Below are 13,332 nucleotides of genomic sequence, written 5' to 3'. Positions count from 1 at the left end.
CGTTAATATAAATTGTATTTGGTGAATATTTAATATATTTACCTGACTTATGTTTTCCCGTTTCTTTGTTTTCTTATTATCTAATTTCCAAAATAAGTTTATTGAACAAAATTCTTTTTTTTGTTTTAGAAATTCCGTTTTTCTTAGCCAATCCATCCGTTCTTACCTGTAAAAATAAAGCTCCCCGGTAAACTATTTACCGGGAGCTAACTCAAACAGGATATTATAGCTTATGCCGGACAGATGGGAAATCTTCCGTTAGGACACTTGCTTGTGCAGTCTCTTGTCACATATCCGCCATTGGCTAATAGGCAAACTCCCGTATCACCACCGGCAACCGTTTTCAGTTGTTCTCTTGAAAGAACTGTTTTGTTTTCTAATTTTTTCATGAATGATTTTTTTTTTGATTAGTAATATTTTAAAGATCTAACAAAGCTTTGTTAGATCTAAATTAATCATTTATTTCACTTTAGCAAGAGAAATACAATAATATTAAACGCTCACAATCAGTTATATAGAATGTTAAAAATGTTATTTTATATTAAATTAATTGAAAAAAAACTATCAGTTAAAAATATCTTATTTCTATTTACGCTGAATATTTTTATTATGCTGAAAATTTACATTGGAAAAATTTAGAAACTATTTCAGTAAGTAAATGAAGACAACTAACTGTTTGCATAAAAACAAAATCTCCACATGGAAGATTTTGCAATAATTTAAAGCTTTTTGGATACCTTTTCCTGTTTTGAATGATAAATCGGTTCGAGAATTTCGGTTTTATCTGCTTTTATTCAAAAATCAATTTAAGTCCGCAGTACAAAGAAATGGCTTGATTTTAGATGACGGATAACTAGTTATTATTGCCAAATATTTAATCAAAATTATGGATTTATGGAAAAGTTTAAAAAAATAATTTTGAAAATTCTAAAATGGACTGGAATTTCAATAGCAGCCCTCTTGTTTTTAATGTTTATCATTCCTATACTCTTTCCGGGAACGATTTCTCAGCAGGTAAAAATATTTGCGAACAAACATCTTGCAGGAAAGCTCGATTATAAAAAAACGAATCTTACCTTTTTCCGCCACTTCCCTTCCCTGACAGTTTCTGTAGACCACCTCGTTTTACAGGGTTCAAAACCTTTCCAGAATGACACCTTGTTGACAGCCAGAGAAGTGGCAGTCGGAATCAATCTTAAAAATCTGATTTTCAACCGTGAAGTAAAGATTGATGAAATCTACGTTACAGATGCCAATGCCAATGTTTTTGTCAATAGCAAAGGAGAAGCAAACTATAATGTTTACGTTTCCAAACCATCTGGGAAACCAAAAGATTCTACAGAAACGGGTGCTTCTATCAAACTGGACCTGATCAAATTTAAAAACTGGAATATTAAATATAACGACCACGCCGCAAGGGTTTTAGTTGATGCTAAAGGACTTAATTACACGGGAAAAGGTGGTTTAAGTGAAGATATTTTCGACCTTCAGACTTATCTGGACATCAATAAAGTGGATTTCAGCCTGAACAGAATCTATTATGCAAAACAAAAAACGTTGCACGCTGATCTCATTACCAGAATCAACACCAATGCTTTAACTTTTGTATTGAAGAAAAATGAATTGAGAATTAATGACCTGCCTTTAAAATTCATCGGTTTTATCAGTATTCTTAAAGATGGATACAATATGGATATCAAGGCTGCTTCAGAAAAAACAACGATCCGTGAAATGATTTCTGTACTGCCACCACAATACCTGGACTGGGCAAAAGATACCCAAATTGAAGGCAACAGTGATCTGTACTTTCATTTAAAAGGCAGATTCAGTGAGCCTCAAAATATTAAACCAAGAGCTAAAGTTCGTCTTTTGGTTAAAAATGGTTTTGTTTCCAATGGAAAAGCGCCTGTTCCGATGAACAATCTTAATATGGATCTTAATGTGAATTTACCGTCATTGAACACGGATCAACTTGGTATAGATTTAAAAAAACTCAGCTTCGATCTGGGCCCGAATAATAAGTTCCGGGCTTATGTAAAAACTAAAGGTCTGAACGAAATGCAGGTGATTGCAGATATGAAAGGTACTGTTGATCTCCAAACATTGGATCAGGCTTTGGGCCTCAAAGATATTGATATGAGAGGATTGATGGATACCAATATTAAAGCTAACGGAATTTTCAGTCTGGATAAAAAATTATTTCCTAAAACCAATGGTTATCTGAATCTTAAAAATGGTTTGGTCAAAACAAAATATTATCCCAATCCTATCCAGAATATCAATTTAGTAGCCAATATCATCAATACAGACGGGACTTTCCGGAGTCTTGGGGTGAAGTTGGATCCTTTCAGTTTTGATTTTGAAGGAAATCCAGTTTTTGTGAATGCCGATCTGCAGGATTTTGAAGACCTGCTCTATAGAATACGGGCGAAAGGCGTTTTAAATGTCGGAAGAATTTATAAAGTTTTCGCCAAAGAAGGATTTGATATCAGCGGGCTAATTATGGCAGACCTTTCACTGAACGGCAGACAAAGCTATGCCACCACAGGCCAGTACAGCAAGCTGGATAATAAAGGAACTTTAATTTTAAAGAACATTAAAGCTACGACAGAATATCTTCCGAAATCGTTCTTCATCAAAGAAGGAAATTTCCAGTTTGAAAATGAAAAAATGTGGTTCAGAAAATTTCTGGCTACCTATGGAAAATCTGATTTTGCGCTCAATGGTTATCTTCTCAATACCATCAATTACTTTATCGAAAGAAAAGGAACACTTCACGGAAAATTTGATTTAAATTCAAATTACATCCTGATCGATGAATTTATGGCACTTAAAAACGGTGACAATACCGATAAGTCCATCGAATTAGAATATGCAAAAGTAGAAAATCCAAAAAGCAGCGGTGTTGTTATTGTTCCTAAAAATCTGGATGTTTCCCTGGAAGCGAATGCTAAGAAAGTTGAATTTAAAGGCCTGGCGCTTAATCATCTGAAAGGAAATGCTTCGGTAAATAAAGGTGAGGTTTACCTTAAGAATACCTCATTTGATATTATCGGTAGCCGCATGAATATTGATGCCCGCTATCAGAATGAGTCTCCATTGACAGCTAACTATGATGTCGCTCTTAAAGTTCAGGATTTTGATGTTCAGCGGGCGTATAAAGAGATTGATATGGTTCGCGAAATGGTGACCGCTGCTAAAAACGTCAAAGGAATTGTATCACTGGACTATAAACTGAAAGGTGATTTTGATAAAAACATGAGCCCAATTTACCCTTCCCTGGAAGGCGGAGGAATAGTTAACCTCCGTGATGTGGAAGTGAAAAATTTAAAAATGCTTTCTGCCGTGGGTGATAATATCGGGGCAAAAGCTTTTGATAATCCGGATATGAAGGGCGTAAATATTGAAACCAGCATTAAAAATAATCTGATCCATGTTGATAAATTTACCTTTAAAGTATCTGTCCTCAGACCTTCCATCAGCGGAACAACAAGCTTTAACGGACTGCTGGATCTGCAGGTGAGAGTTGGTTTGCCACCGGGTGGATGGATTGGTTTTCCAATCGTTGTCACAGGAACCCACAGCAAACCGAAGATCAAAATTTTCAGCAAGACCGGGCAAGGAATTATAGATGCTCTGTATAATAAAAAATCCAATAAAGTAATCCGCGAAGAAAGACGGGCAGAGAAAAAAACAAGACGACAACAGCGTAAAGAAAGAGAGGCGCAGGAACAGAAAGCTAAAAAAGCGGAAAAACAAATTAATAAAGATCTTAAAGAAAAATAATAAGAAAGACTGTCGGTATTGGCAGTCTTTTATTTTAAAAATTTCCCTTTCAGTAGTTTTAGCCAATAGTATTTACAAAGCTCTTTTTCAAAACTAAAATCTTCTGTCAAAATACGATCTACTTTCCAGAACTGATCATGAATTAGTGTGATCTTTCCACTTAAATGACAAGGTATTCTGAGTCTAAATTTGTAAATTTGTTGGTATATTTTGTATCAATGTCAATTTTTTCAAATAATATTCGTTTTTTAAGGGCGAAAAGAGGTCATTCTCAACAACATGTAGCAGATGAATTGGTTATTTCCCGTGTGCGGTATTCCAAATATGAAAATGGGGTTTCTGAGCCGCCTATTGAGCTGCTGGTAAAAATATCGAAATATTTTCATGTGAGCATTGATCTTATGGTGTCTGTAGATATCCGCAAATATCCGATGGAAGAAATGCTAAAACTTCCGGACAACAGGATTATTCTGCCTGTAGCGGTAGATCACCTTGGAAATGATACCATTGAGATCATTCCGCAAAAAGCATCCATGGGATATCTTGAAGGTTACAGTGATGTGGGTTATATTGAAAGCCTCCAGAGAATTGCCCTTCCCTTCCTTACCAATGGCAAATACAGAGCTTTTCCGGCAGATGGAGATTCTATGCCGCCTTTTAGAAACGGTTCATATATCGTAGGAAAATATGTGGAAGGAATCAGTGAACTGAAACCAGGAAAAACATATGTTTTTATCACCTTAAATGACGGGATTACCTACAAACGTTTTAAAGAAATAAAAGGGAATGCAGTCTGCGTAAGTGCAGATAATTCATTTTATGAGCCTTACGATATTCCCAATGAAGAAATTGTAGAAATATGGCAGTATGCTTCAGGGATCTTTCCGGAAGATTTTGAACCGGGTGATTACGAAAGTTATAATTTTAAAGAAATGTTCAGGGAGCTGAAAAACGATATCAAAGAAATTGATAAAAAGGTTTCAAAAAGACGCCGTAAACCTGTATAAAACCAGTGTTTTGCTATGGATCAGTTGAGCTTGTTTAATTCAGAGGAATACTTCCGGTTTCCGACAGAGCTGTTGGAATATACAGAGCATTTTATGCCGGAAAATAAAGCTTCTGAACTTCAGGAGCTTCTGATCCGTGTTGCTCCATGGAAGCAGCGAACCCAGAAAATGTATGATAAAATGGTTCTTACCCCACGTTTAACAGCCTGGTATGGCGATGAAGGAACAACCTACAAACTGGGTGGAAATGATTTTAAAGCCAACCCATGGCTACCGGAATTATTAGCATTAAAACAGCAGATAGAAAAAACGACAGGTTATCGGTTTAATTCCGTATTGCTGAATCTGTATCGTGACGGGAATGATTCTGTGGCATGGCACCGCGACAAGGAAAGCGAATTGGGAAATCGCCCTGTCATTGCTTCTGTAAGCCTCGGGCAAGTAAGAAATTTTGATTTCCGGCAAAAGGAAAATCACCAGAATAAGTATAGTTTGCCCCTCCAGCATGGATCATTATTGATTATGAAAGGAGATTTGCAGCTCAACTGGGAACACAGGATCGCAAAATCTACAAAGCCTATGAAACCACGGATCAATCTCACGTTTCGTATGGTTCATGTAGGTTCATGAAGTAATTTATAGCTGTTATTTTTCAATTTGAATCCATACCGGTGCGTGATCGCTGCTTTTCACCCAGCCACGTACATGGCTGTCTACACCACCTGCTTTTAATGCCGGAGCTAAATAAGGACTTAATAACATATGATCAAGTCTTATTCCTGCATTCCGGTCATATGCTTTGTAAAGATAATCCCAGAAAGTGTAAACAGTGTCTTCAGGATAAAGGGTACGGATAGAATCGAGCCAGCCTTTATTTAATAATTCTTTGTAAGCTTTTCGGACTTCTGTTCTGAATAATGCATCATTTTCCCAACGTTCAGGTTTATAGACGTCCCTGGGTTCAGGGATAATATTGAAATCACCGATCAGTATTGCGGGAAGCTCCATTTTGATAAGCTGATTGGCGCGTTTTTTTAAGCGTTTGATCCACTCTAATTTATAATTAAATTTAGGTCCCGGGTAAGGATTTCCATTAGGAAGGTATAAGCAGCATACCACCATCTGATCAATGATAGCTTCTATATACCGACTCTGGATATCTTCAGAATCTCCCGGTAAAGTACTCTGCACTTCCGTGATCTCCAGGTCTTTGGCAAGTATGGCTACCCCATTCCAGCTTTTCTGACCTTTCCAGATGGCCTGATATCCTGCAGCATTGATCTCTTGTAAAGGAAAACGTTCCTGCGGAGCTTTTAATTCCTGGAGACATACAATGTCCGGCTGAGCTTCTTTCAGCCACTGCAGCAATACAGGTAAACGCCCATTGATACCGTTCACATTATAGGTAGCTATTTTCATGGTTTATGATTTAAAGACTATACAATTTTTTTCAAAAGGCAATAATTATTCCACCGCATTGAATTGTAATGACATATTGCGAAAATGAGATATTTATTTTTAAATTAAAATGAAATTCGGATTTATATTGGCATAATTTATTCATTAGCTTAAAAAATAAAACATTTATATCATGTTAAATAGAAATTTTACAAAATCAGATTTCGTATTGAATAATGAAAACCGATATCAGTTAGAATTTACCGTTAATGAAATCGGTGAAGGATCCAATTTAACGGTTGAAAGGAAAAAAGAGAATGGTGAATATGAAACCGTTCAGGCGGAGATAAGCAGATTGAATGATAAAATATTTATAAACTGGAGTGAGCCATTCGACGGCAGACTTATTTTTGAAAAATAAAATTACTTTTATGAAATACAGTGAAGCCTTAGAATATAAAAAAGAAGCTTTAAAGAAAGCCGATGAATCTGTAATACAGAATTATCATATCATTATTACACCTTCTGATACAGGAGAAAGCGCAAAATATATTGAAGATTTCTCCAAAAATCCTGATGATTTTAATGATAGCAGCTGTAAAAAATATTGTTCAAATGACGAATATGAAGTAGTAAGTTTCAGAAAAGAGCCTGAATAATGGATATGAGAAGTTTATTTATTCTTTCAAGAGTACATTCTAAAATACGAATATTCGTTCTTACCTACCACATGAATACCCTAAAACACGAGCTGGTCTTATAATTGCAGGTATTAATCATCTAAATTATAAATTATTATGGAAACAAAAAAAACAACAAAAAAAGCAGCGACGAAAACGCCAGTAAAAAAAGCAGGTAAGGCTCCTGCAAAAAAAGGTGCAGCGAAAAAGCTGGAGGATTTGTTTGAAGATTCGTTGAAAGACATTTATTGGGCAGAAAAGGCACTGGTAAAAGCACTTCCTAAAATGCATAAAAATGCAACAGATCCAAAATTAAAAGCTGCTATTGAAAAGCATTATAATGAGACTAAAGTTCATGTAAAAAGACTTGAAGAATGCTTCGCTTCACTTGGAAAAAAAGCTCAGGCTAAAAAATGCGATGCAATGCAGGGATTATTGGATGAAGGAAAAAGCATTATGGAAGAAACTGAACCGGGAGCCGTAAGAGATGCAGGAATTGTTGCTGCCTCACAAAAAGTGGAACATTACGAAATTGCCACTTATGGGTCACTTGCCGCTTATGCGAAAGTATTAAAAGAAAAAGACTGCCTTAATAACCTGTTGGCTACCCTTTCAGAAGAAAAAAAATGTGATGCATTGCTTACGAAAATAGCAGATACGGCTATTAACAGTAAAGCAAAGTAATACCTTTATTTGAATAAATATTACAAAGAGATCTCTTTCGGGGTCTCTTTTTTTGCTTTTGATTAAAAAGCGGCTGGATCAGGAGGCAATAAATTCTATCAGTCGGCTTCTTGTAATAACCTGGTTATCTCTAAAAAATTCTTCGTCATCCAAACGAGCCAGTGAAGCTGTAGATTGAGCGGAAAGCCATGTCACAAATGAAGCCCGGTTTTTAAAGATTCTCGGTACATGAAAATCAAAACCGTCATACAGTTCTCCATATAAAAACTCTTGACCTTCATTCATTTTCATACCCATTCCGCAATAATCACGGTGGCTACAGCCCAATATATTGCCTTTCTGAAGTTGGTCTGCAACCTTATTGGCTATTCTGAGGCCTATTTCCAATGTATCCGGCTCTGAAAAATCTGAAAAAGATTGAGTATTCATAAGTTTATTAAATCTGTGGGATAAGTTTTGGTATATTCGTAATCCTGCTATATAAAATTAATTTTCCTCCATTCAAAGTATTTATATCACGTGAATGGAGGAAAATTATTTAAATGACTAATCAGAAATCTATTATGACCGAGCATAACCCATACTTAGGGCCTGCATCGGTAATAGGATGGCATGCTCCATTAATGCAGCAGTTGTCCGCACCACAGTCATTGTTGGCAGGACATGGAATGCGGCCTCCTTGTATTAATTTCAGTTGATTTCTGTCTAGTTTCTGGTTTTTAAGATGCGATTTCATAGTGAATATTTTAATATTGATAAACAAATGTAATCAATATTTCACATAAAAGTTACTTTTATTAAATATCTTATTAGTAATATGTTACCATCAATTTTTCGCCTCAATATTTCATAGATTATTTCCTTTGATAATAGAATCCGGATGCCTAACTTTACTTTTCTAAACCGTAATAAATAAACAGATTTGAAACTTCCCCTCCCTTACTACCTCAATCAGGATGTCATTTTTCTTGCCCGGGATCTTTTGGGCAAAGTTCTTTTTACGGAGATAAACGGTAATGTGACCGCAGGTATCATTGTAGAAACCGAAGCCTATTTTGGAGTCTTGGATAAAGCTTCTCATGCCTATGGCGGAAGACGAACAGAACGTACTGAAACATTATACAGTCCGGGCGGTGTTTCGTATGTTTATTTATGTTACGGAATTCATCATCTTTTTAATATCGTTACCTCCACAGAAGGCGAACCGCACGCAGTACTCATCAGAGCGGTAGAACCATTAATAGGTAAAGAAATCATGGAGTTCAGGAGAAATATGCCAGCTTCTAAAACGGCCATTTCCTCCGGACCGGGTTCTGCGGCTAAAGCTTTGGGAATAGACCGGTCTTTCAATAAGAAAGACCTCACCGAAAATGAAATATGGATAGAAGATCACGGGATCAGGTATTCCGATGAAGAGATCGTTGCAGGACCGCGCATCGGAGTAGCTTATGCTCAGGAAGATGCCCTCCTTCCCTGGCGCTTTTACATTAAAGGAAATCCATATGTAAGTAAACCAAGATCTTAATAACAGCTGTTTTCCTCGAAAATTTTATATCTGTGCAGCCTTTAACATCAGATAATGTAAGTCTGTATTTTTAATAAAAGGAGGAAGAAGTTCTTTTCCAGGCCCGTAAACTGCGGCTTCCACATAATCTCCGGAATGATCCATACTGATCCAGCCTACAGAATTATACTTTCTCTGAATATCCGAATAGGCTTTAAAAGGAAGCTTTTTATAATTGTAAATTCCAGTCTCCTGTTTTTCAAGTCCGGAATAAAAGCTAAGTAAATGTTTCGCTTCATCATCTGCGAGACGTATTTTGTTGGTCTCATAGATCCAGTCTTTCATCTGCTGAAGATTAAAATCCGGATGAATGGTATTCAGAATATACTCATTAGTGTATTGGTAATTGGAAATGCTGTTGAAATTTTTCGAGGCATCTGCTCCGTAAATGGTCCCGGGGTTGGCATTTCCATGATCTGTTGTAATGATCACCAGTGTATTTTGATCCTTTTCTGCAAAATCCATCACTGTTTTTATCGCTTCATCAAAAGCAAGCTGATCGTGGATCAATGCTGCAATATCATTGGCGTGGGCTGCCCAGTCTACTTTTCCGCCTTCAATCTGCAGGACGAAGCCTTCCTTATGGTCTTTCATCTGATCAATCGCTGTCTGGGCCATTTCAGCCAGTGAAGGCGTCGCCTGAAGCTCTGGAATATGAGCTTTATCAATAGAATAGGGTAAAGCTCCGGAATTAAAAACGCCTAGGATCTTCTTTCCTTTTTCCACATTTTTCAGATCAGATTTCTTCTTAAAAACCTGGTATCCTTTCTGTTTGTAAAGACCATAAATATCTTTTTTATCTTCTCTTTTTAAAGGATTAAAAAACTCATCACCACCGCCCATCATTACATCAAAGCCAATCTCAGCATACATTTCCGCGATTTCATTTTCTGCATTTCTGCTGTCTGAATTTACACAAAATCCTGCTGGAGTGGCATGGGTAATCGTTACAGTTGTTACGCAGCCGGTCTTTTTCCCGGCTTTTTTAAACTTCTGCCAGATCGGGACATATTTTTCACCATTCGCACCCACGTTGAGCACTCCGTTTTTCACCCGTACTCCCCCTCCGAAAGACGAACTTGCCGCCGCAGAATCTGTTACTATAGAACTTGCTGAAGCGGTGTCCATTAAAGCTCTTGAAACTTTATTTTGCTGGTACAGATTCATCCAGTTTCCGTTTTTACCCAGAATATTTTGGGAATACAGGTTCGCCATTGCCAGAGTTCCAGAACTCATCCCATCACTGATCATGAAAATGATGTTTTTAGCCCTTCCTTTCAGATCCGGAACTTCCTTTATAGGATTAGCTAAAAGATCAACAGGATTTATTGTGAATAATCCTGATAAAAGTGCTGAACCTTTTAAAAATTTACGTCTGTCCATTTTAATAAAATTTCATTGTGCAAGTTAGAATGTAAACTCAATTACTGTAACAAAGTTGCGTTAATTAATTATGAATTTTAATTTTTCTACTTCGGTTAATGCTTGTGATTTTTAAAGTTGATGATATGTCCGGTAATTAATCCTGCTGCTCCTAAATAAATTAAGGGAATATGGATCTCGAATATCAGATCAGCCAGAACAGAAATTGAGATAAGAAATATTGAAAACCAAAACATAAGTTTCAGCCATTTATTTTTCATATTTCTGGTAACCCTGTAGACTACTGCAGCACCAATGATGAGGAAGGACAGATCAATATAAGGATTATGGGCTATTCCTAAAGGAATAATCATTAACAAAGGAAAAATAATACAGTGAATGAGACAGAGTACCGCTGCTGAAATTCCTACAGCATCCAGAATTTTTGATTTCATAAATAAGGGGATTTAAATTTCTTATTGTAACTTTGTTGCAAAAGTAGATATAAATATTCAAATAACGCAACATTGTTGCATTAAAAATGAAACAGATCAGAAATACCCACGCTAAAACTGAAATTTTAAATGTCATCATTGATTCTGAAGTGGCTTTATCTCACTCGGATATTCAGAAGAAATTAGGAGATCTGTGTAACCGGGTCACCACTTATCGTGTTCTGGAAAGGCTTGAAAATGAAGGCTTGGTTCACAAAATAGTTAATATAGACGGTGTTGTTAATTTTGCAAAGTGCAGCGGAAGATGTAAGGAAGGAAAGCACTTTCACAATCACCTACATTTCAACTGCAAAGAATGTCATTCCGTTACCTGTATTGAAAATGTGATTCCTGAGATTAGCCTGCCACCGGATTTTATAGCCCAGGAATATAATTTCATTGTAAGCGGGATCTGTCCGAAATGTGTAAAGGCTTAGATGCTTTACCGTATCCAATTTGATTTTAAAGCTTAAAAATTCTCTGCTGAATATTAAAGTTGGGTAAAGCAAATAAAAGTACTATTTTTATTTTTAGAAAAGAAAACACCAGTTATGCCGACAGAAGCTTCCCACAAGCTGATCCCGATGACAGATTTTGTTATTGAGTACTATTCAAACGAAGGATATGCCGATCTTCAGACTTTACGTCTGATGAAAAATTATGCCAATTTTCTAAGACAGACACTGACGCTTGGGCAATTTGTTCCTGTAGATTCTAAAGGAAATGTTCTGAAAGAACCCAAGAATTACACCAGCTGGAAATCACTTGAACACAATGATGGAAAAAGAGATGAGACCTCCGGATTTGAAGAATATATCCAGTATCAGAAAGCCGAACAACAGTGCCTTTTTGAAGGTTTTACCATTGCTTACAACGGATATTCTGTGGTGAGGATTGAAGCTTCATACGATTCTGCCGTTGAGCTTTCTTTTAACAAAAGTGATATGATGTCTCCTGCTTTTCCTGATGTGGAAGCGCTTACCATTTTTGATGAAATCTTCCTGAGTGCTAATGCCTTAAAGTTAATTGGGATAAAAAAAAGATCCTGATTCATCTGTCTTGAATAAACAGAAATCGCAGTCATTTAAGAAACGCTTACACCGAAAAGATGGCCTATCAAAGCTGTTATTCCCATAGCAACAGTTCCCCAGAAACAAATTCTCAATACAGCAATTCCAATTTTGGAACCCCCAGCCCTTGCCGAAACAGCCCCAAGAAGCATGAGGAAGATAATGGAAAAGCCATACTGGAAATACACCATCTGATGGATGGGAGCAAATAATGAAACAAGGAAAGGCAATAAGGCCCCGACAGCAAATGAACCAAATGAAGCTACAGCAGCCTGCAAAGGTTTTGCCTGTGTAATTTCATTGATTCCCAGCTCATCCCTTGCGTGAGCTTCCAGTGCGTTGTGGGCAGTGAGTTCAGTAGCAACCTGCAAAGCGGTTTCTTTACTCACGCCTCTTTTTTCATAAATTTTAGCGAGTTCTCTAAGCTCAATTTCCGGCATTTCCTCCAGTTCTCTCTTTTCCCGGAGCAGGTCTGCTTTCTCGGTATCTTCCTGGGAGCTTACCGATACATATTCACCAGCAGCCATAGACATTGCCCCGGCGATCATTCCCGCCAGTGCTGCAAGAATAATAGTATTGCGATCTGTCTGTGCAGCAGCTACCGCAATAACGATACTTGTGGTGGACAGCAAACCGTCATTAGCGCCCAGAACAGCAGCACGAAGCCAGCCTACCCTGTTCACATAATGTTTTTCCAATAGATGATGCATAATGAAAATTTAAAATATTGAACTCCTGATGATTAAATATAATGAAATAATACAAGTCATTAAAGGTAAACGCTATGATATAAAACAGATGATCAAATTTTATTCAACATTTCCTCTAATTCTGTTATAAAAGCTGCCTGTGCCGGATTGATCCGTTTTTTTGCTTCATCAGATCCGAACCATTCCCAACGGTCTACTTCCGGGATCTCGATTATTTTGCCAGATCGTGGTGGCCATTCAATTTCTACGGTATTGCTGTAGAGACCGGAAGTTTGAATATCAAACTCTAAAGCCCATGCATAAACTGTTTTCCCTCCTTTCTGTTTAACAGGCTGTAATACGATGAATTCTCCTTGCACCATTTTGCCTGTTTCTTCTTTAAACTCAATTATTGCACGTTCTAATGGATCTTCGCCAAGCTCCAATTCACCTTTAGGAATAGACCATGCTCCAGCGTCTTTATTTTTCCAAAAAGGCCCTCCCGGGTGCACCAGAAAATAGGATATACTATTCCCCATTTTTTTAAACAACAAAATACCGGCACTTGTTTTCATAGCTTTAAGATAGATAATTTTCA

The 13,332-nt window shown here is 37.0% G+C and carries 17 protein-coding genes; 9 read left to right on the top strand and 8 right to left on the bottom strand.

Features of this window, described 5'->3' with window-relative positions:
* Positions 1 to 230: 230 nt before the first annotated feature.
* Positions 231 to 389: a hypothetical protein gene (locus tag QF044_RS08425; RefSeq protein WP_307265875.1), complete on the bottom strand. Its 159-nt coding sequence runs from the start codon at positions 387 to 389 to the stop codon at positions 231 to 233.
* A gap of 529 nt (positions 390 to 918) precedes the next feature.
* Between QF044_RS08425 and QF044_RS08420 the strand changes: the two genes are divergently transcribed.
* The 3 genes from QF044_RS08420 (at position 919) to QF044_RS08410 (ending at position 5,423) form a co-directional block, all read left to right on the top strand.
* On the top strand, positions 919 to 3,786 hold the full coding sequence (locus tag QF044_RS08420) for an AsmA-like C-terminal region-containing protein (RefSeq protein WP_307265874.1): 2,868 nt from the start codon (positions 919 to 921) through the stop codon (positions 3,784 to 3,786).
* Positions 3,787 to 4,004: 218 nt separating this feature from the next.
* On the top strand, positions 4,005 to 4,793 hold the full coding sequence (locus tag QF044_RS08415) for a LexA family transcriptional regulator (RefSeq protein ID WP_307265873.1): 789 nt from the start codon (positions 4,005 to 4,007) through the stop codon (positions 4,791 to 4,793).
* A gap of 15 nt (positions 4,794 to 4,808) precedes the next feature.
* Positions 4,809 to 5,423 (top strand): alpha-ketoglutarate-dependent dioxygenase AlkB, encoded by a 615-nt coding sequence (locus tag QF044_RS08410; RefSeq protein WP_307265872.1) that lies wholly within the window; start codon positions 4,809 to 4,811, stop codon positions 5,421 to 5,423.
* A gap of 15 nt (positions 5,424 to 5,438) precedes the next feature.
* On the opposite strand, the gene xth is transcribed toward QF044_RS08410, so the two are convergent.
* Positions 5,439 to 6,212 (bottom strand): exodeoxyribonuclease III, encoded by a 774-nt coding sequence (gene xth, locus QF044_RS08405; RefSeq protein WP_307265870.1) that lies wholly within the window; start codon positions 6,210 to 6,212, stop codon positions 5,439 to 5,441.
* 172 nt (positions 6,213 to 6,384) lie between these two features.
* On the opposite strand from xth, the gene QF044_RS08400 reads away from it, so the two are divergent.
* From QF044_RS08400 to QF044_RS08390, 3 genes are all read left to right on the top strand, one after another.
* The gene (locus QF044_RS08400) at positions 6,385 to 6,612 is read left to right on the top strand and encodes a glutathione synthase (protein WP_307265869.1); all 228 of its coding nucleotides are present in this window, start codon (positions 6,385 to 6,387) and stop codon (positions 6,610 to 6,612) included.
* Between the two features lie 10 nt (positions 6,613 to 6,622).
* Complete coding sequence (locus QF044_RS08395; RefSeq protein ID WP_307265868.1) at positions 6,623 to 6,850, top strand: hypothetical protein; 228 nt, start codon at positions 6,623 to 6,625, stop codon at positions 6,848 to 6,850.
* Between the two features lie 138 nt (positions 6,851 to 6,988).
* Entirely contained in the window at positions 6,989 to 7,555 is a 567-nt protein-coding gene (locus QF044_RS08390; RefSeq protein WP_307265866.1) for a ferritin-like domain-containing protein, read from the top strand.
* A 78-nt stretch (positions 7,556 to 7,633) separates the two neighbouring features.
* Here the strand turns inward: QF044_RS08390 and QF044_RS08385 are convergent, their stop codons facing one another.
* Positions 7,634 to 7,984, bottom strand: a complete 351-nt coding sequence (locus QF044_RS08385; RefSeq protein WP_307265864.1) for a hypothetical protein — start codon at positions 7,982 to 7,984, stop codon at positions 7,634 to 7,636.
* 121 nt (positions 7,985 to 8,105) lie between these two features.
* Complete coding sequence (locus QF044_RS08380) at positions 8,106 to 8,291, bottom strand: hypothetical protein (protein ID WP_307265862.1); 186 nt, start codon at positions 8,289 to 8,291, stop codon at positions 8,106 to 8,108.
* A 186-nt stretch (positions 8,292 to 8,477) separates the two neighbouring features.
* On the opposite strand from QF044_RS08380, the gene QF044_RS08375 reads away from it, so the two are divergent.
* Positions 8,478 to 9,080, top strand: coding sequence for a DNA-3-methyladenine glycosylase (locus QF044_RS08375; RefSeq protein WP_307265860.1), 603 nt, complete (start codon positions 8,478 to 8,480; stop codon positions 9,078 to 9,080).
* 24 nt (positions 9,081 to 9,104) lie between these two features.
* Here the strand turns inward: QF044_RS08375 and QF044_RS08370 are convergent, their stop codons facing one another.
* Together QF044_RS08370 and QF044_RS08365 are read right to left on the bottom strand one after the other, a co-directional pair.
* Positions 9,105 to 10,502 (bottom strand): alkaline phosphatase, encoded by a 1,398-nt coding sequence (locus tag QF044_RS08370; protein WP_307265858.1) that lies wholly within the window; start codon positions 10,500 to 10,502, stop codon positions 9,105 to 9,107.
* A 95-nt stretch (positions 10,503 to 10,597) separates the two neighbouring features.
* Complete coding sequence (locus tag QF044_RS08365) at positions 10,598 to 10,936, bottom strand: MerC domain-containing protein (protein WP_307265856.1); 339 nt, start codon at positions 10,934 to 10,936, stop codon at positions 10,598 to 10,600.
* An 86-nt stretch (positions 10,937 to 11,022) separates the two neighbouring features.
* Here QF044_RS08365 and QF044_RS08360 point away from each other — a divergent pair, with 86 nt between their 5' ends.
* Together QF044_RS08360 and QF044_RS08355 are read left to right on the top strand one after the other, a co-directional pair.
* Entirely contained in the window at positions 11,023 to 11,412 is a 390-nt protein-coding gene (locus QF044_RS08360; RefSeq protein WP_307265854.1) for a Fur family transcriptional regulator, read from the top strand.
* Positions 11,413 to 11,526: 114 nt separating this feature from the next.
* Entirely contained in the window at positions 11,527 to 12,024 is a 498-nt protein-coding gene (locus tag QF044_RS08355; protein WP_307265852.1) for a hypothetical protein, read from the top strand.
* A 35-nt stretch (positions 12,025 to 12,059) separates the two neighbouring features.
* On the opposite strand, the gene QF044_RS08350 is transcribed toward QF044_RS08355, so the two are convergent.
* Both QF044_RS08350 and QF044_RS08345 read right to left on the bottom strand, forming a co-directional pair.
* Entirely contained in the window at positions 12,060 to 12,755 is a 696-nt protein-coding gene (locus QF044_RS08350) for a VIT family protein (protein WP_307265850.1), read from the bottom strand.
* A 92-nt stretch (positions 12,756 to 12,847) separates the two neighbouring features.
* On the bottom strand, positions 12,848 to 13,309 hold the full coding sequence (locus tag QF044_RS08345) for an NUDIX domain-containing protein (protein WP_307265848.1): 462 nt from the start codon (positions 13,307 to 13,309) through the stop codon (positions 12,848 to 12,850).
* Between the last annotated feature and the right edge of the window lie 23 nt (positions 13,310 to 13,332).

The sequence above is a fragment of the Chryseobacterium sp. W4I1 genome (assembly GCF_030816115.1).
Lineage (GTDB): Bacteria > Bacteroidota > Bacteroidia > Flavobacteriales > Weeksellaceae > Chryseobacterium.
The sequence above is the reverse complement of the archived record's forward strand: the minus strand, read 5'-3'. Positions and strand labels throughout refer to the sequence as shown.

Excerpts from the sequence above, each read along its gene's own strand:
- QF044_RS08425 (WP_307265875.1), bottom strand. The coding sequence starts at position 389 with ATGAAAAAATTAGAAAACAAAACAGTTCTTTCAAGAGAACAACTGAAA.
- QF044_RS08415 (WP_307265873.1), top strand. The coding sequence starts at position 4,005 with ATGTCAATTTTTTCAAATAATATTCGTTTTTTAAGGGCGAAAAGAGGT.
- QF044_RS08410 (WP_307265872.1), top strand. The coding sequence starts at position 4,809 with ATGGATCAGTTGAGCTTGTTTAATTCAGAGGAATACTTCCGGTTTCCG.
- xth (WP_307265870.1), bottom strand. The coding sequence starts at position 6,212 with ATGAAAATAGCTACCTATAATGTGAACGGTATCAATGGGCGTTTACCT.
- QF044_RS08400 (WP_307265869.1), top strand. The coding sequence starts at position 6,385 with ATGTTAAATAGAAATTTTACAAAATCAGATTTCGTATTGAATAATGAA.
- QF044_RS08395 (WP_307265868.1), top strand. The coding sequence starts at position 6,623 with ATGAAATACAGTGAAGCCTTAGAATATAAAAAAGAAGCTTTAAAGAAA.
- QF044_RS08390 (WP_307265866.1), top strand. The coding sequence starts at position 6,989 with ATGGAAACAAAAAAAACAACAAAAAAAGCAGCGACGAAAACGCCAGTA.
- QF044_RS08385 (WP_307265864.1), bottom strand. The coding sequence starts at position 7,984 with ATGAATACTCAATCTTTTTCAGATTTTTCAGAGCCGGATACATTGGAA.
- QF044_RS08380 (WP_307265862.1), bottom strand. The coding sequence starts at position 8,291 with ATGAAATCGCATCTTAAAAACCAGAAACTAGACAGAAATCAACTGAAA.
- QF044_RS08370 (WP_307265858.1), bottom strand. The coding sequence starts at position 10,502 with ATGGACAGACGTAAATTTTTAAAAGGTTCAGCACTTTTATCAGGATTA.
- QF044_RS08365 (WP_307265856.1), bottom strand. The coding sequence starts at position 10,936 with ATGAAATCAAAAATTCTGGATGCTGTAGGAATTTCAGCAGCGGTACTC.
- QF044_RS08360 (WP_307265854.1), top strand. The coding sequence starts at position 11,023 with ATGAAACAGATCAGAAATACCCACGCTAAAACTGAAATTTTAAATGTC.
- QF044_RS08355 (WP_307265852.1), top strand. The coding sequence starts at position 11,527 with ATGCCGACAGAAGCTTCCCACAAGCTGATCCCGATGACAGATTTTGTT.
- QF044_RS08350 (WP_307265850.1), bottom strand. The coding sequence starts at position 12,755 with ATGCATCATCTATTGGAAAAACATTATGTGAACAGGGTAGGCTGGCTT.
- QF044_RS08345 (WP_307265848.1), bottom strand. The coding sequence starts at position 13,309 with ATGAAAACAAGTGCCGGTATTTTGTTGTTTAAAAAAATGGGGAATAGT.